Below are 17,325 nucleotides of genomic sequence, written 5' to 3'. Positions count from 1 at the left end.
AAAATGGAAAAAAGAACCTGGATTTCACAGGATAAAAAGTTTATAGAGTTTTTAGAGAGTTCCATGTTTATATGTAAAGATCATCGCTATGATGATGGATTATATGGACATTATGAAATTCAAGTTAGCAGATGGGCTAAGAACACTAAGGTAGCATTAGTTCATATCTTGTTTGACCCCGGACTGATGGGAGATGGTGATAAACCAGATTTAGATGAAACGTTTATACAAGTTCGTAAAGCTCCAAATGATGATATGGAAACTTTATGTAAATTTGTAGATGAATTAATTGAACTTGCTAATAAGAAAACATCTTTTATCTAGTTATTTGACTCAGGTTTATTCCTGGGTCTTTTTAGAAGTTTATCAGTAATTAATCGGGTTGGGGTTTCCCAGCCTATTAATGTTGTCATGTTTAGAAAATGATTAGTGCTACCGCTTAGTGGTATTGGTAATCATTAATGTTACATAATGGAGAAAAATATGCCTGAATCAATTTGTAATAATCTCGAAACTAATCAATCTCGGTTTGCTAACTTCGATGATGATGAAATCAATTTACTTTATGCCTTACTAAGATATGGCTATAAATATCCAAGTAATCTACCTGATGATTGCATTGGTGCATACGATATGTACCAGGAAATTTCTGCTGAGATTGCCCAAAGGAGTCCTGAAAACAGTTAATTAATTGGAATTACAGGCTGGGAGAAATCCCGGCTTTTTTTAATGCTACCGCTTAATGATTTTGGTTAATTTTCAATAAAAATAGAGGTTAAAATGTTCATCAAAACCATCGCAGTTAGCTACGAAAGAAAGTTTAACTTAGGCGACTTTAATAGTGCCGTATTAGGCTGTTCACTCTGGGCATCAATATCAGAAGGAGAAAACGAGGATATGTGTACTCAACTTCTCCAAGATAAATGTCGGGAAGCTGTCAGAGAAGAATACAGAAAACTGCTTGATAAATCCAAACCAGTAGAGACTTTCACTGTTAATGGTAATTCCCCTGTTGCCGATGAATATATACCAGAAGGTGATATCTATGGTAATTAAATGACAATTAAGCTGGGGTTATCCCGGCTTTTTTTAATGTTTGATGTTAATTAATAAGGATAAAAAAATGAGTAAAGATTCTAATATTGAATGGACTGGTAATACATGGCCAATAGTAACGGGGTGTGATCCAGATTCGGACGGCTGCGCGAATTGCTATGCAGTGTTAGAAAGTTGGATTCATTCACATCATCCCAACCCCAAAATATCCGATGTTTTTGCAGGAACAGTCAGAAAATCAACCAATGGTAAACTGCAATGGACAGGGCAAATCAATCTACAACCCCAACGCTTAAAATGGATTTTGGAATGGGGAAATTGGGAAAACCCCGAACTCGTATTTGTCGCTAATTTGGGGGATTTATTTCATGAAAAAGTTCCCTTTGAGTTCATAGATGAAGCTGTGGCCTATATGATCATCGCCCGGTGGAACATTTACCAAATTCTCACCAAACGCCCGGAAATTATGCACCAGTATTTCACCAGTCCTGACCGTCTCCAAAAGATTCAATCTGCATTGGTGAAAGCTAAATCCGAAATACTAGAAACCAAGCTAACAAAACGGGTACGCAAATTGGTTGAGGAAAGTTGCAGATTCTTAGAGGAAACGGAACTCAAGTTACCATTGGATCATCTGTGGTTGGGGTATTCAGTATGCACACAGAAAGACGCTGAAGATGTTTATTATCTGCTAAAAACACCTGCCAAAATTCGTTTTCTCAGTTGTGAACCAGTTTTGGAAGATATTGATTTATCAGAGTATTTAAGCGAGTTTATTGGTGCGGGTATCTGTGATGGCTGCGGTGAACAACGGGACATTCTCTATGCTGTTGACGCTGCACCTGTAGCTGGATTAGCAATTTGTAATCAGTGTATACCCCGACTAAGTTGGTGCATTCTTGGTGGGGAGTCTGGACACAATGCCCGTGTTTGTGAGATTGAACATTTGCGAACTGCTTGCAGCAGCGCTTCGCTATCGCTCACCAAAGCTTGCCAAAAAGCCCAAGTACGAATATTTATCAAACAACTTGGAGCAAAACCAATGTTAGATAATGCACCCTACAAAATCAGTGATAAAAAAGGTGGAATTTTATCTGAATTTCCAGAAGATTTACAAATTAGGGAGTTTCTATTGGTAAATCAATAACATTTTTAATTACTAATTCGCAATTCGTAATTTTGGGGTTTAATTACGAATTACAAATTATTTTAAGGCTTTGCATCTCTAACTATTGGAATTATTTCATGGATGTCTACCACCCTTGCAGCAATATCTACAAAAAAGGTAGTTAAAACATTAACTATGATTAATGTCACAAATATTGTTCTTCCTCCACCTGGAATGTTAACAATAATGCCGGCAATTTCAGATAATTTCTCTATATTTTTTTTGCTTGTTTCAATTTCATGCCAGTTCACATTATCATTATTCTGGTGAATTTCAAGCTCTTTAATTCGTCCCAAAAGCGAGGTATCATCCCAAAAAAGAAGTTTTTCAATATTTTGGATTTTAGCAGTATTTTCTCTTAACTCCACCTCTAATTTTATCAGAGATTCAGTAGATTCTTTCTCAATTATCGGACGTTGAGTTAATAACTTAACAAGCGTTTTTAATTCTTCACTAGAGCGTCTGCTAGAACCGGATTCAGCCGCTTCAGGAATAGCTTTTAGTAAGGCATCTTGTCGTTTAGCTAATGCAGAAAGCTTTTGCTCTAAGCTTTTTCTGTCAGTAATATCAATTGCTTGGTTAATGATAAAATTTTCACACCGTTTGCTACAAACTGCCAAGCATATATCATCATGATGATATTCCCAATTTGTCTCTGTTCCCACTGGGGAATTAATCAATTTTTTTATTTCTCTAGCTTGGTCATAGCATTTGTCACCTGCTATTTTACCTTCAACGCTATCTTTAAATAAAGTAGATAAATTGTTGTTGACTCTCAAGTATCTACAATTTAGATCAACCAGGGAAATAAAACCTGGTATAGATTCTATAAAATCAAATTCAGTCATTTTTTTAATTTAAAAGAGAATATTTAGATTTAATTATACCTCCTAAAATTTGACTATTTCTTCCATCGGTGTATCCATCTAAAATACCGAGCGATAGTGTAACTAGCGCGACCTGGGAATCGCCGTGAACATTTCCCACTCCCCCGTATTCCAAAACTCAGGAAAGCGCAACTTAGGCACACTCATAGCTCACCCCCATGCTGTGTTTCCCAATCCAAAACAGCCTCTTTTGTAAACAACCCCGAAATGTCCCGCCCCTGCGCCATCAAATCATCCATAAAATGCTAACTCCCTAGCTCCAATGGATTGTGGATCACCAAACCCTCTATCCACTCAAAATCTTTTATATTTGCCGTTGCTAACGGTAGATCAGAATCTAAACAGGTTGCAGCAATTAGGGCATCACCTACGGACATTTTTCGCTGTTGGCGCAAAGCCACCGCAATTTCCAGCGTAACTTTATTGATCATCAAAACATCCAAGTTATCTAAAATCGCCATGATGGCCTGTTTTTCAGCCTCACCTAAACGATGGTAGCCCAATGTTTCCAAACGACTAATCGCAGAATAATGCGTGGCATAATTCACCAACCAGCTACGCAACTGCGTATATGGCGGCTGAGTGGCATAAATAATCAAATTACTATCAATCAGCATCGTCTCTCCCGAACAAATTGCGATCTTGGCGTTGTTCACGCTGCCAAACAACTGGATCAGTAATTTCTGCAAAAGGATTTAACGCCACCGCCTGCGCCAATGCTTGCGCCAAACCTTCGCGCCTTACTTGGTTTAAAGTGATAGGCGTTTTTTCTCGTGCTTTTTGTTCTAAATAAACAGCATAATTCAGTAACTCCGCTTGCGATGATATCGGTAGAGCGGCAGCATGGTGTTGAATTTGTTGCAAAATAGGGTTCATAGCTGTTTTTATGTCGTTTGTCTAGTACCGACGATATCTATATTACTGCTCATACGCCCCCAACCCCGAAATTTCTCGCCCCTGCGCCAGCTTGTGCAACAACGGAATCAAATCCTCCATCAATGCTAACTCCTTCCGAGCAGCAATTCTCATTTTGAAAAAAATAAGATCAAACTCTCTTAATTTAAGTGGAGAACCTGTGTCAAATTATCATTTTTTGATGGATAATTATTATCCGAGAAATTGGGTGTAAATAGTGTCCATGTTGTTAAAACGGGTAGTGTAGGATTAGTGGGCATTACAAATAGGAACACTTTGTTAAAAATTATTACAGCATTAATAGGGTAGCTCAAAATTAGATCAATTATTTTAGATGTAGCCAAAACCATTGCTAACACTGGGTTTTAGATAAATAAATTCTGCCTTGTAATCGGAAGGTCGTAGGTTCAAATCCAACTGCTGGCCCTAGTGAAACCCTTGAGAAATCAGGGGTTTTGTCGTTTCAATGCCCTGTTATATTAACCTTTTGATATTTCTCCATCGTGCCGCAACACTTTAGAATTTAGTGGAAAATAACAGAATAATAGATCAACTTTAGATCAATGAACAGCAAGAAGTGGACATTAGACGAGGTTAACGCAAGATTAAAAGCCGGCAATATCGGTGTAGTGGTTTATCAGCGGGGAGATCGTCTCTCACTTCGTGCCACATTTCCGCCAAAACCAGGAATAGACAAGCCACCTTACCAACAGCTTTTATCTTTGGGGATTTACGCCAATCCTGCTGGGTTACAATTTGCTGAATCAGAAGCCAAGAAAGTTGGAGGTTTATTGGCCCAGGGGAAATTTGAGTGGTCTGAATATCTTGTCAAGGAATTAGCAATTACTGAAAATACCACTGACAACGCTAAATTATGGATTGAGAAATTTGAGGCTGATTACTACAACCGCAAGGGGAAAACTCCTATAACCGAAACCACCTGGAAATCAGATTACTTGCCAGCATGGCGACTTTTGGAAGATGAACTTACCCCAGAAACGATATTAGCGGCTGCATCTCAAGTACCAGCTAACACCAGAAAGAGGCAATTGGTATGCGAGAAATTAACGGCATTAGCTAAATTTGCAAATATAAACATTGACCTTAAACCTTATACGGGAAACTATGGTATCAGCGAAACTACACCCCGCTATATTCCCAGCAAGGCAGAAATAGAATCCAACAGAAAATTATTTAAAAATTACTGGCAATGGGCTTATGGAGTTTTAGCGACTTATGGACTCAGACCACATGAAATATTTTTCTGTGAAATTTCCTCAGAACACCCATATCTGTTAAAAGTTAATCAAGGTAAAACAGGTTACAGAGAAGTTTATCCGTACTATTTGGAGTGGGTCAAAGATTGGGAATTATGGAATCAGCACCCATCACCATGCACTGCTAAAACTTTCAAGGAATATGGACAGCGAGTAACTAAAGCATTTTCTCGCGCAAACATCCCTTTCACTGCTTACTGTTTGCGCCACGCCTACTGCATAAGGTTATCCACAGAATACAAAATCCCGGTGGCGATAGCGAAGCGCTGCTGCAAGCAGTTCGCTGCTAGTTGGGCGGGTCACGAACAATCACTTGCTAATCCATCTGGAGTACAAATGAATAACTACGCAAAACACAGCAGTATTTATAACTTAAACTTATTTAGGGGCAGGAACTTGTGGGAGTAGAGAAGGAGAAGGTTGACTCCCACCAGTATTTCCATTTTATAGGTGTGGCAGATGTGGCAGATTTTTTCCATGCCTTCTACTCTACCATGTCTTTCTACTTATTTTTTCTGGTAGCCGAATTAATCCTGTGAACAGTTACCCCCTACTTAGGGTTTGCTGAAAAAGTGGAAAAAGGCAAAAAAAATTAACTAGGTAGTTAGGCAAAAGCAAAGATAAGTTTTTGTTGTTTAAAATTAGGCAAAACATCACTTTTTCTAATCGAATTAAAGAAAAAAGAGATTATTTGGAAAAATTGCCATAAAAATCCCCAAAAACCCCTTGATAGTAAGGTAGAAAGATTCATAACTAAAAAAGTAATAGCAATAGCAGTTAGAGAGGTATGAGGAAGTTTAGCCATGACTCTACCCAAACTAAATCTTCGTTTACCCTGCCCAAATTTACCTTCAATATAGTTACGAATACCTTCGTCATAAGCAGCCTGTTTCTTATTTTCTTTACTGACATTTTTAGGTGGTCTTCCCAACGGCGGACCACTGATTCTAATTCCTCTTTCTTGACACCAAGCTCGATTCTCTCTTGTCCGATAAATTTTATCCACATGAACGGATTCAGGATAATATCCAGTGTCAGTTTTGTATGCTTCTACCTGCGATTTTAAGTCTCCTGATTCGTTAAAATTATCCCAACTGATGTGGTCTAAAAACACATATCCATCATAACAACTAGCTGATAACTTTGCCCCAAATTCTGTCCTTTTACCCGCTTTGCCTCTGATAATTGGACGGATATGTGGTTGAGTTAAACTGACTATACGGTCTTCTATTTTCTGTTTTTTATTTTCATATAACCACAGTTGTTGACGATGAATTTCTGCTACTACTAACAACATTTTATATTGTCTGTTACTCAGTTCTGAGAGTGAGGTACTTAGCTCAATTAATTGCTGGATATGAGATAAATTTCTTTTGATATATTGCAGTTGTTGTTTAATAGCTTTTGTTCTTTCTTGAACAGTTGGTCTCCTTTTTTTGGCTACTAATAAGTAATCTTTTCTAGCTATATTTCTGTAAGTTCTTGGTTTGTTTATAGTTTTTCCTTCTAGAGATTTATATAGAATATCTATAATTGTTTCTGTGCGCTTTCTGGCTTGATTTAATAATCCTAAGTCTGTGGGATAACTGACATCTGCTGGTCTACAGGTGGCATGATTACCCATCGGTTATCTAATGCCAATTTCTCCTCGAAGGGTTGTTGAAACTTTTCCGGTGCTGTTTCCTGTTCTTGCGATTTTATATACATCTTAATGCGCCTTGATGCAAGGGATTTTACCCATTTTAACTCTTTTTCTTGCACCTTTTTCACTTTCTATCCCCATCAAGTCATTTATTTGTCCCGGTTTTATGTTTATTCAGCAAGCCCTACTTATCTACTCTATTTTTCAGTATCCCCCAGCCGCTATCTGCGCCCTCTTTTTTGTGGAGTTCTCTTAGTCTAAACTCCAGTGGAATGACCTGAAGCTGAAAGATTAACAACAATTTGATGATATTTTTTGAGAGTCGGGCGATGTCCAACACTAATAAAGGTTGTCTCTATATCTATCAGCAAATTATAAAGTTTTTCTTCATTTTTAACATCTAACGCACTAGTAGCCTCATCTAAGATAGCATATTTGGGTTTAGTGATTAAAAGCCGAGCAAAAGCTAATCTTTGTTGTTCTCCTAAAGAAAGAATTTCACTCCAATCTTTCTCTATATCTAAACCCCCAAATCTTGTGGCTAAGTCTGATAAATTCACTAACTTGATGATTTGATAAAGTTCTTCATCACTAATATTAGCATTGCTATGGGGATAGATTAACTGCTCTCGCAGAGTACCTAAAATCATGTAAGGACGCTGAGGTAAAAATAGTATTTCTTCTAATTCTGGACGCACAATTACACCAGTTCCTGAATTCCATAAGCCAGCTAAGACACGCAATAAAGAACTTTTCCCACAACCACTATCTCCCATGACAAGTAAGCTTTGACCCGCTTGTAATTCTAGAGAAAGGTTTTGAAATAGGGTTTTTTCATAGTTAGGAGTCTGAACAGTCAGATTTTCAAATGCTAATCTGTTTTCTTTTAGTATCTGAATATTGCTGTTATCAGCAGTTGATTTTCTGGATTTTTGGAGATATTCATGAAAAACATATAACCGATTAATGGCCGCAGCAAATTTTGTAAATTTTTCAAATTGATACATAATCAAATTCACTGAAAAAGCAACTTGTCCAAAAGCTCCTCCAGCTTCGGTGATTTTGCCTACTTCAGTTTCCCCTGAGAGAATTTGGTTTCCTAAAATTAACGCTGGGATAATCCAAGGCAGATAACCAAATTGATATTTAAATACATTTAAATATACTTCTGACCAGAGGATTAATTTTTTAAAATTATTAAATACTTGATTAAATATAAATTTAACTTTGTTTTCTTCTTGAGATATGCCATTATAGAAGGCGATAGACTCAGAATTTTCTCGAATGCGAACTAAGCTGAAGCGAAAATTAGCCTCTTTTCTGAGTTGTTCAATATTGAGTTGAGTTAATTTTTTACCATAAAAAACAATAGTAATTGTATAAGCTAATATAGAATAGAGTATTAAAGCAATAACTAAATTAGGAGAAATAGACCAGAGAATGACACTAAATGCAATCACTACCAAAATTGACTCCAGACAATTGACCAAGAAACCAATAGATTGCTGACAAAAATTAGCAACGTCTTCAGAAATACGTTGGTCTGGGTTATCAATTTCTTTATCAAAATTACTCAATTCATAAAAAGCACGATTTTGAAAATATTGATTGAGTAAATCATGGGTTAACCATTTGCGCCAATATAAACCGATTATTTCTCGTAAATAGCCATAGCCAGAGTTTAAAAAACCAAAGATAACAATTCCAGCAAAAGCAACTGTTATACCTTGCCAAAATCCTGTACTATTACGAACCGAAAGGGCAGAAATCAGGTTTCCCTGTACGGTATTTAGAAAAACCTTAACTTGAGTATTAGCGAATAGTAAAATCGCTAGAAGTCCAAGTAAACTGATCGCACCTCGTTTTTCATTACCTAACCAATAGAGTTTGGCGATCGCCCAAAATTGCGATACTGCTCTGAGTTTAAATCCATTCATCTTTATATGGTTAATCAGTGTTAATGATTTTAGTTGACTCCAGATTTTTTTGCTAAACCTAGATGTGTAGGAGTTTAGCATTACTATATCCCTTATATCATAAGCAAAAGAGAAAAGAGTAAAATCTTAATTCAAACAATAGAATCAAACGATTAAGCTGTGTGGATTATATGTATTGATAATAGAGTCAGAGGTTGTTTGAAAACTTTTTCGTGTGGTATCTGACACCCGCAGATCCCCCTAAATCCCCCTTGAAAAGGGGGACTTTGAGGAATTTAGCCCCCCTTTGTAAGGGGGGTTGGGGGGATCTCGATTAATTCTGATACTTTTCAAACATCCTCTCAGTAGCCGATTGAATTTTGTATCACAAATTTAGATGTATAACTTGGCTAAAATACTCAAAATATTAATATTCAAGAAAGACTTTTGGATAGTTTCCCCAGCATAAATGTAAAAGCTGAAAGCTGAATTTGTATTTCGTCTGCCACCAGTTTAAGTAATCCACCTGACGTAGTAATTAGGATATCAATTGTACAAAAATCTCCATAGCAGCTAGGAATCTTTAAACTCTGCTCAGATACGGGAGTAATTCCCAAATTCATGGCTATTAACAGCGGTTGTTGATCACCAGTACCATGAATAAGCACACACCACATACCATTTTCATGAGAACACAATAAGGTTCTTGTGCCATTTTGAATCAGTTTGTTTTGCCCACGAATTTCAGCAAGTTTGTGAATTAGTAAAAAAGTGGGATGGTGTTGACTATATGGCTGAAAGGTTTTCCGATTAATTGACCCAAACTGCCAAGCACAAGCAGGATTTTCAAACATATCCTCCCGTACATAACAATCATGACCCAGCCAATTCCCTGTATCCTCACATTGATATACTCCTAAAGCACCACAAAACTCTTGTTCTGTTCCTTGATAGATAAAAGGTGTTTGTGGACCTAAAATTAAACAAGCAAGGGCAAAATGTAACCGGACTCGCGCTTCATCTCGATTTTCCATCCGACACAAGAATTGATGAAAAATTCTGGTTGTGTCTTGGTTATCCAGGAACATCAGATTATTCTGCCAACCATGATGATATTGCTGCGATGGTTTTAGAAAACCACAACAATAATCTGCAAAACCTCCTAGCCAATGACCATCAGCCAGACTATTTTTAATAGAATAGTAGGTTGGATAGTCAATCAAACCGGAAAATTTGGCACTATTATATTCAATTACTTCTGCGTGGGTGCTTCCTGCGTGTTCTGCTATTTGTATAAATTCTTTTTTCCCTAGATGTGTTGCATATCTTAATATTTCTTCTACACAAGGTTCCCAAAAATCAACCCCAACATGACGGGCTGAATCGTAGCGAAAACCATCAATATCTGTTTCGGCAATCCAGTATTTAAGGTGTTGAATCAGTAACTCGCGGACATATTTCGTCTCCGTGCGCCAGTCTTCGAGAAACCCAAAGAGTCTTTGATTCACCATGTCGGTGTATTCTGGTCCGTGAAAAAGCGCCGTATTACGTGCCTCGATGGGAAAAGGCATAACCGCAGCTTCTTCACCTTGCACATACTTGAATTCTCCCCCTGGTGGACCGCCATATTCTTCCCAGTTAATGCTATCTGCGATGTGATTGACAACTACATCTAAAATGACGGCAATATCAGCTTCATGCGCTTTTTTCACCAATTCACGCAGACATTCAAGTGTACCCAGACGGGGATCAACCATTAATAAATGAATAGGATGATAGCCATGATAACCATCAGCCTCGTTGACATAGACAGGACTCAGAATAATGACTCTGATTCCTAGTGCTTTCAAGTATGCTATCTGGTCAGTTACACCGCGAATTGTGCCGCCATGACTGGCATGGGGAGAAGATGGATCATATTTAACTGCACTTAGACCAGTGTTATCGTTGTCCGTACTGCGAGCAAATCTATCAATAATGATTGAGTAAAATAAACGAGAATTCCAATCATCAGGACCAGGTGTGATGGACACTGATGGTTTAGGTCCATACAGGGGCTGATTATTGACAAATCCGAGAAATAGGGAGGGAATTTCTGCCATTGAACGTGGTGCTTCATCGCAGATAAAGAGGAACTGCGATCGCTCACTTGTATGTTCATTCCCATCAGTATCCACGTATCCTAACCTATATTCATATCCTCCGCCATTTCCAATAGGAGGTAAGACGACTGAAAACATTTTAAAGCCATTTTCGATGACGCTTTCCGGCTGTGCTACAATGCGATCTATATCGCAATATCCTTGTCCATCATTTAACTCATAAGCTATCTGCCCCAAATCTGGATGTTTGGATAAGTGAACACCAAATCTGATACAGATTTTCTCGTTAGTTCTAAACACCCATGTATATGGTGCAATGTTAGGGTCTAAATGTATTTCACAGTATTCATCAAAATAGCGCATATAGCATTCCTCCGAATTAAAAATGGTGTGTTGGAAAACTAATGATCATCAGCATTTTAAGGATTTTAGGACTTACGCAAGTGTCACACCAAAAATCTATTGTAGGGTGCATCAGATATCAACAATCTGTTTATTTGCTAAATTTTTGCTGTCTGATGCACCTTGCCAATGTGCCAGTTGCGTAAGTCCTGGATTTATTGTTGAAGTCTAAAAAATATCAGGGTTCATTTTTTTTGCGACTACAACCATATCAATCAAATGCATTTTTTTCAACGTTTCATTTTGATTAACTTGATGTTCAAGTTCTAATACTTCTGCCACACTCTCTATTGGTTTAACTGGATGATAGAGAAGAGCCTGAATTTGTGGATATTCAATATATGTTCCCACTTCCATAGTTTTGTGAGTATAAAACTCAGAATGATATGCCTCCCATTGCTTGATGGTAAATAGCGGTGTGGTAGGAAGTTGATAATGTTCTGATTTGGATTTAAACTCATCTCCAAATGTCTCTTGTAATGTGGGATTGAACGGATTAGAAAGGATTGATTGGAACAGTTCAAATGGCATATATCTGACTCCTAAACCTGCGGACGGACCACCTTTGCAAGTTTCAGCAAATTCTGCTCGTGCAATCAGAAGATGAGTAGAAAACTCTTTACTGGCCTTCTTGTGATAGAGGATGGGAGATTTACAAGCAAATATTACTAAAGAACCATTTGGCTTCAGAAAGTTATAAAAAGCGGCGATACTTTCTTGGATAATGTCTAAAGAAATATGTTCAAAAATGTGGGAACAAACGATGAGATCAAACTTTCCATATTGCTCAATAGCTGGACTTTGCATGACATCATTCAGAAGATGAACTTTATCACTTTTAACTGGTGATGTATGTGCTTCCTTGAGTAAACCATTATATTCATCAGTTTGCCAAAACCCGTCATCCTTTAATTTTTCTAATAGTTTTTGGTCTTGATTAAGCAAACATTTAGCTACTACGGAAGCGTGCAAAAATCTCTTTTGATCTGGTTCGACCAAAACAATCTTTTTAGCTGACCAAAACCGAGGCAGTAATCTTCCTAATCCACATCCAGCATCAAGAACAACTGCGTCAGGTGTAATCAAGTCTTGAATGTTGTTAGCCCAAACTTCCTGATCTCTAGTTTTCCAGGCTTGATGAGCTATATCTGTTACCCATTGGTAGGGGTCAATTGTGTCGTAGACTGTAGCAGTAATTTTTTCCATGATTATACCTGAGTGAACGTAAAACAAACAAAATTTATTGACAGTGATTATACTATTAAAAACGCAGCCGGATTAAGTGCATTAAATACTCTAAATATTGTCGCCAAGTGACTTTGCTCGCTCCTTCTTGACGCTCTTGAAACACATAGCCGACTTCTGTAATACGATTAATCTGACATCGCCCTAATACTTCAATTAAAATCTTGTAACCCAGGGGATTCATTGATTGCTGGGCGATCGCTTCTCGACGGACTAAAAAATAACCACTCATGGGATCAGAAACACGACTAACGACACTGGGTAAAATCATCAATCCCAAGAATTGCGCCCCCCGTGATAAAAATCGCCGATGCCATTGCCAATCACTAGTTCCACCACCTTCTACATGACGACTAGCAACAGCAAGATCCGCTCCCTGGGCGATCGCCTCTAATAACTTTATTAATACCTCTGGCGGATGTTGTAAATCCCCATCAATTACTGCTAGTATTTGCCCTTGAGCTACCTGCCAACCCCTAATCACCGCAGTAGATAGGCCTCGTTCTCCCTGACGACGCATCACCCGCAGGTGAGGATAATCTTTTGTTAGTCCCTGGGCAATTTCCCATGTGCGATCGGGACTATCATCATCAATTACAACCAATTCATAATTATTTGGTAACGCTTCATCAAGCAAATGGCTTAACAAATGCACCACTGCTAAAATGTTCTTGCTTTCATTGTATGTAGGAATAATCAAAGAGCAATAAACAGGCTCGTTAGACTGCGAAAGTTCTGACAATGCCGGAATTTTTAACGTTCCCACCGGGACTGATATCAAGTCGTTTAAGCTATTAGTGATCATGATTCTGTTGTTTCCTTAATTTGCCAGTTCAACCTTAAATTAATACCAAAATTCCAGAATGTCACACAAATAATTGCTATCAATTTTGCCATATATTCATTGATTTCAAATTTATAAACTAAAAAATTCACAATTAAACTATTTAAAATCAGTCCGAAAAAACAAATTAGATTAAACTTGAAAAACCTTTGTAATCGCTTATTATCTAACTGTTGTGAATCAGATATATCACCAAATGTCCATACATCATTCCAGAGAAAATTATTAATAATTGCCACTTCGGTAGAAAGCATTCCACTGGGAGTTAATAACCAACCTAAGAATGTATGTAGAAAGTAAAATACTCCCAAATCTACAAATACACCACTTAAACCTACAATAGCGAAACGAACCAGACGACTGAGAAAAACCCAAGAAGAACTTAATTGCAGTCTGTTGATGAGATTGGTAATCTCCAGAAAATGATTCATTGCCTTTTTCTCTATTGATAATTTTACTTTCAAAATCAATGTTTATGATTGCTGACCTTTCTCAAATTCCCATAAACCTCCCGGTGGTATATCCAATACTATTATTGCTTTTTCAGCATACTTTTCATCCTGTTCCATTTGATGGAATGACCGACTATTATTTTGTATGAAGAAAATCTGATGATAATTTTCAGGAATTTGCATAATTTCATTGTCTGCTACTGGCAATAAAGGAACTTTTGGAGAATAATGACTTAAAGCTAAAATTCCTCCTAAATTTATAGGAGCGTTATTAATTACCAATAATGGACTTTCTGATTTATTCATAGTTTGAATAGTTTGGATAATCAATCTACTACTTGATTGCGTCCACCAACTCCGAGCTTGAAAAAATGTAACATCAGAAACTAATCCAGCTAAAAGAAATAAAACCATCAGTAATTGAGCTATTTTTCTCCGCCAAAGTTGCTCTTGCAGAATTTGAAAAGCAAAACTTAAAAGATAAGCTACCGTAATTTCTAAGCAAAGATATAAAGGCAATTGGTAGCGGACTTGAAGAGACCGACTTCCTCCAGAGGTTATGTCATATACCATCAACAATAAACTAGGAAATCCTCCCAATAGAAAAATAAATAAATAAGCTTTATTTTGATAATTTCTTACTAGAAGAAATAGGGAATAAATAATTAGAATTAAGCTAAATATTAACGAAGTAATACTATAGTATAAAGAACCTTCATCAGTGAAGCGGGCAAGTATTATACTTGTAGTAAAATTTAGATCAAAAAATATGCGAGTAACTCGGTCTAGAAAAATAGCAATTAGCTCGAAAGGATTATTGATATATTTTATGCCAAACCCTGAAGTTAACGCTAATGCTGTTTGAAGATGGGTGATAAATACAAGCAACCAAGGTAAAAATATTAAAAAGGCAGCGATTGTACTAATTAGATAATTAATGAAAGTTTTTGTAAAATGAAACTGTTGTTGAATAATTACATAAATACCATGAGATATCATGATCAAAAACGTGAATAAATGGGTGTATAAACCCAAGACTAAAGATAGGCTATACAAAGCCCAATTAATTTTATTTTCTTGTTTCATAGCTCGCAATAAAGCAGCACTTGATCCAAGGATTTCCACCATCCATAAAGTATATTGACGTGCTTCTTGAGCAAAATATAATTGTAGGGGAGACACAGCAATTAATGCCATTGCTATCCATCCCACAACGGCTGAATCAAATAACTCTAAACAGAGCCAATATACAGTAGGAAAAATCAATAAACTGATGATTGCTGATAAACTCCTCACTCCTGCCGGCGAATCTCCAAATACTTCCGCCCACAATCTGACCATAACGTAATACAAAGGGGGATGCTGTGGGTCTGAGGTGATTAAATAATTTACTGTATCAGCCACACCGCGATCTAGATTAATATGTTGATATTTGTCAAAATTACTAATGGGAATTATGCCTTGATTTTGAGAAACTTCCTGTTTCAACTCGTTTAATGTGTGTCCAGAAATTGCTACAGATGTCCAATTTTCATCACTGGAATAAATTTTTTGCCCTAAATTGGTAAACCGACAGAAAATACTTAATCCCATGAAGATTATTACTAAAATTTTTAACCAACTTGGGGGATTTGTTTTTGTTAGTAGTTGTGATTGGTTCATTTGATGATGTGAGAATTTTTTTTCTGATTAGAAGCTAATGGGTTTTCTTAAAGCGATCGCTATGCAGTTTTTCTTTCACCAACATAACTCGCATAGGAATTTTGTAAGACTCTAACTTATCTTGGCAAAAGGCTCGTAATCTGATCCGAAATTCCCGCAGAGATTCATCTGTTGTCAGACGAACCTTAGCGGTAACTATATTTCCAGTAATGGGATTTGCTTCACCCTTAACGGACACTTCTAGCACACCTTCCATAGTCTGTAAAACATTCTCTACTTCAGCAGGATAAACCTTTTGTCCACCAACATTAATCAATTCGGATTTGCGTCCGAGAATTTTTAGCCAATCACCGTCAATTTCCACCAAGTCTCCCGTCATGTACCAACCATCTGGTGTAAAAGGTGCTGGAGCATTTAAGTAGCCTAGCATGGCACTTTTGGCTTGAATTTCCAGCATTCCATTGACGATGCGGGTTTCATATCCTTCCCCACCCACCTTAAACCAGAGAGAATCAGAGGAACGGGATTTTGAACGCATGATACCCAGTTCGGTGAGTCCGTAGGTTTGATGGAAACGGATATTGGGAAAAAGCTGATTTAAATTGCTCAAAACGCTTTCTGGCATCACTTCTGTCCCATAGGTAACAATTTCTAAGGAACTAAGGTCGTATCTCTGGTGAACACCACCCAGAAGTAGAAGATTGAGAAAGGTGGGTGAGGTGGGTAATACTTGTATCCGATGCTTGGCGATCGCTGCTGCTACTGTTTCTGGAGAGTGATCTAAAGGTATAACTGCACATCCCCCATTGGCGAGAACGTGCAGGAGAGTGTTAATACCACCAATATGGTCAAATAATAAAAATAGTAGTGTTCTTTGGGCAGGTCTTACCGTTTGGAACTTCTCTTGCATTAAAATGAAATCATGGACAGCAGCTTTGCTTTTGCCTGTGGAGCCGGATGTAAAAATGATCAGTCCGGGATGTTGGCGATCGCGCAGTTGATGCAGAAGCTCATGTCTAGCTTGAGTTCCAGTCTGCTCAATACTCACATTATCATCTAAGCCAACCTTGATGATCCATTCTACCTCTGCTATCTGACGCAACTCGTCCCGACTGGTTTTCATCTCTGCTGTTAACAGTGCCACAATGCAATTATGTTGGAGTAAGGACAATAACAAAGCTACAGAATTGGGTGAAAAATCTGCTTCCAAAGCGATCACTGCACCTTTGGGAACAACCTCCTTTTGCAATCGTTCCTGCCAAAATTTGACTAATTGCCCAAGTTCACTATAAAGCACCGAACGATAGCGAACGCATTGCGTCCCGGCGGGAACTAGCGCTCCGTAGGAGTCGCCCCAGATTAACGCCTCAGCATCTTTGGTCTGATCAAACCTCTCCAATAGAAATTCAATAGCCATCAGACACCCCCACACACAGTAGCATTGTGAATACAATCAACTATATAATCAGTTAATGATCCCACCGTAGCTAATGGATTAGTGCTACTGGGAGTAATTTCGGTAATTGTGCTAGTTAAATTAATCGTGAATCCCAACTCAGCCTCAATATCCTGCTCAATCGCTATCAGCAATGAAGTCAGTCCCAAAGAATCTATGTATCCACCACCTGCAAGAATATTAGCAGCAGCACCCTGTTCAATTTGGATACGACCCCAGCCTTGTGTAGTTACTTCCTGAATACAGTCCAGGACAATACCCTGAACAGTTTCGTTAATCTTGGATGGTTCTGACATTTAAA

Annotated in this window: 16 protein-coding genes and 2 pseudogenes; 5 read left to right on the top strand and 13 right to left on the bottom strand. The window is 37.7% G+C overall.

Going from position 1 to position 17,325, the window contains the following annotated elements; translation table 11 throughout:
- From FJR06_RS18810 to FJR06_RS18795, 4 genes are all read left to right on the top strand, one after another.
- A partial coding sequence (locus FJR06_RS18810) for a hypothetical protein (protein WP_168652030.1) occupies positions 1–324 on the top strand: 324 nt, incomplete at its 5' end.
- Positions 325–483: 159 nt separating this feature from the next.
- Positions 484–687 (top strand): hypothetical protein, encoded by a 204-nt coding sequence (locus tag FJR06_RS18805; RefSeq protein ID WP_041458091.1) that lies wholly within the window; start codon positions 484–486, stop codon positions 685–687.
- Positions 688–780: 93 nt separating this feature from the next.
- Positions 781–1,056, top strand: a complete 276-nt coding sequence (locus tag FJR06_RS18800) for a hypothetical protein (protein WP_015080876.1) — start codon at positions 781–783, stop codon at positions 1,054–1,056.
- A 67-nt stretch (positions 1,057–1,123) separates the two neighbouring features.
- Positions 1,124–2,203, top strand: a complete 1,080-nt coding sequence (locus FJR06_RS18795) for a DUF5131 family protein (protein ID WP_015080877.1) — start codon at positions 1,124–1,126, stop codon at positions 2,201–2,203.
- Between the two features lie 62 nt (positions 2,204–2,265).
- Here the strand turns inward: FJR06_RS18795 and FJR06_RS18790 are convergent, their stop codons facing one another.
- From FJR06_RS18790 to FJR06_RS18780, 3 genes are all read right to left on the bottom strand, one after another.
- Complete coding sequence (locus FJR06_RS18790; protein WP_015080878.1) at positions 2,266–3,072, bottom strand: hypothetical protein; 807 nt, start codon at positions 3,070–3,072, stop codon at positions 2,266–2,268.
- A gap of 284 nt (positions 3,073–3,356) precedes the next feature.
- Positions 3,357–3,728 (bottom strand): type II toxin-antitoxin system VapC family toxin, encoded by a 372-nt coding sequence (locus FJR06_RS18785; protein WP_015080879.1) that lies wholly within the window; start codon positions 3,726–3,728, stop codon positions 3,357–3,359.
- Positions 3,718–3,987 carry a hypothetical protein gene (locus FJR06_RS18780; protein ID WP_015080880.1) on the bottom strand — a complete coding sequence of 90 codons (270 nt, stop codon included), beginning with the start codon at positions 3,985–3,987 and terminating at the stop codon, positions 3,718–3,720. The genes FJR06_RS18785 and FJR06_RS18780 overlap by 11 nt, the downstream gene beginning before the upstream one ends.
- A 602-nt stretch (positions 3,988–4,589) precedes the next feature.
- On the opposite strand from FJR06_RS18780, the gene FJR06_RS18775 reads away from it, so the two are divergent.
- The gene (locus FJR06_RS18775; protein WP_254433085.1) at positions 4,590–5,711 is read left to right on the top strand and encodes an integrase; all 1,122 of its coding nucleotides are present in this window, start codon (positions 4,590–4,592) and stop codon (positions 5,709–5,711) included.
- A gap of 196 nt (positions 5,712–5,907) precedes the next feature.
- Here FJR06_RS18775 and FJR06_RS18770 read toward each other — a convergent pair.
- The 10 genes and pseudogenes from FJR06_RS18770 to FJR06_RS18725 all read right to left on the bottom strand — a co-directional run.
- Positions 5,908–6,915, bottom strand: a pseudogene (locus FJR06_RS18770) (IS5 family transposase); the annotation flags it as partial.
- Positions 6,873–7,010 (bottom strand): hypothetical protein, encoded by a 138-nt coding sequence (locus FJR06_RS18765; protein WP_217359795.1) that lies wholly within the window; start codon positions 7,008–7,010, stop codon positions 6,873–6,875. The gene FJR06_RS18765 and the pseudogene FJR06_RS18770, both read right to left, overlap by 43 nt.
- A 192-nt stretch (positions 7,011–7,202) precedes the next feature.
- A complete protein-coding gene (locus FJR06_RS18760; RefSeq protein WP_168652029.1) occupies positions 7,203–8,882 on the bottom strand; it encodes an ABC transporter ATP-binding protein/permease in 1,680 nt (559 codons plus the stop codon).
- Between the two features lie 413 nt (positions 8,883–9,295).
- Positions 9,296–11,326, bottom strand: a complete 2,031-nt coding sequence (locus FJR06_RS18755) for an alpha-amylase family glycosyl hydrolase (RefSeq protein ID WP_168652028.1) — start codon at positions 11,324–11,326, stop codon at positions 9,296–9,298.
- 207 nt (positions 11,327–11,533) lie between these two features.
- On the bottom strand, positions 11,534–12,571 hold the full coding sequence (locus FJR06_RS18750; RefSeq protein WP_168652027.1) for a bifunctional 2-polyprenyl-6-hydroxyphenol methylase/3-demethylubiquinol 3-O-methyltransferase UbiG: 1,038 nt from the start codon (positions 12,569–12,571) through the stop codon (positions 11,534–11,536).
- Positions 12,572–12,632: 61 nt separating this feature from the next.
- A pseudogene (locus FJR06_RS18745) lies at positions 12,633–13,415 on the bottom strand (polyprenol monophosphomannose synthase); the annotation flags it as partial.
- Positions 13,412–13,885, bottom strand: coding sequence for a GtrA family protein (locus FJR06_RS18740; RefSeq protein WP_085929749.1), 474 nt, complete (start codon positions 13,883–13,885; stop codon positions 13,412–13,414). The gene FJR06_RS18740 and the pseudogene FJR06_RS18745, both read right to left, overlap by 4 nt.
- A 42-nt stretch (positions 13,886–13,927) precedes the next feature.
- Positions 13,928–15,568, bottom strand: coding sequence for a glycosyltransferase family 39 protein (locus tag FJR06_RS18735; RefSeq protein WP_168652026.1), 1,641 nt, complete (start codon positions 15,566–15,568; stop codon positions 13,928–13,930).
- A gap of 34 nt (positions 15,569–15,602) precedes the next feature.
- Positions 15,603–16,985, bottom strand: coding sequence for a fatty acid--CoA ligase family protein (locus FJR06_RS18730; protein ID WP_015080889.1), 1,383 nt, complete (start codon positions 16,983–16,985; stop codon positions 15,603–15,605).
- A complete protein-coding gene (locus FJR06_RS18725; RefSeq protein ID WP_168652025.1) occupies positions 16,985–17,320 on the bottom strand; it encodes a hypothetical protein in 336 nt (111 codons plus the stop codon). The genes FJR06_RS18730 and FJR06_RS18725 overlap by 1 nt, the downstream gene beginning before the upstream one ends.
- Positions 17,321–17,325 lie beyond the last annotated feature (5 nt).

This window comes from Dolichospermum sp. UHCC 0352 (genome assembly GCF_009711925.1).
Taxonomy (GTDB): Bacteria; Cyanobacteriota; Cyanobacteriia; order Cyanobacteriales; family Nostocaceae; genus Dolichospermum; species Dolichospermum lemmermannii.
The sequence above is the reverse complement of the archived record's forward strand: the minus strand, read 5'-3'. Positions and strand labels throughout refer to the sequence as shown.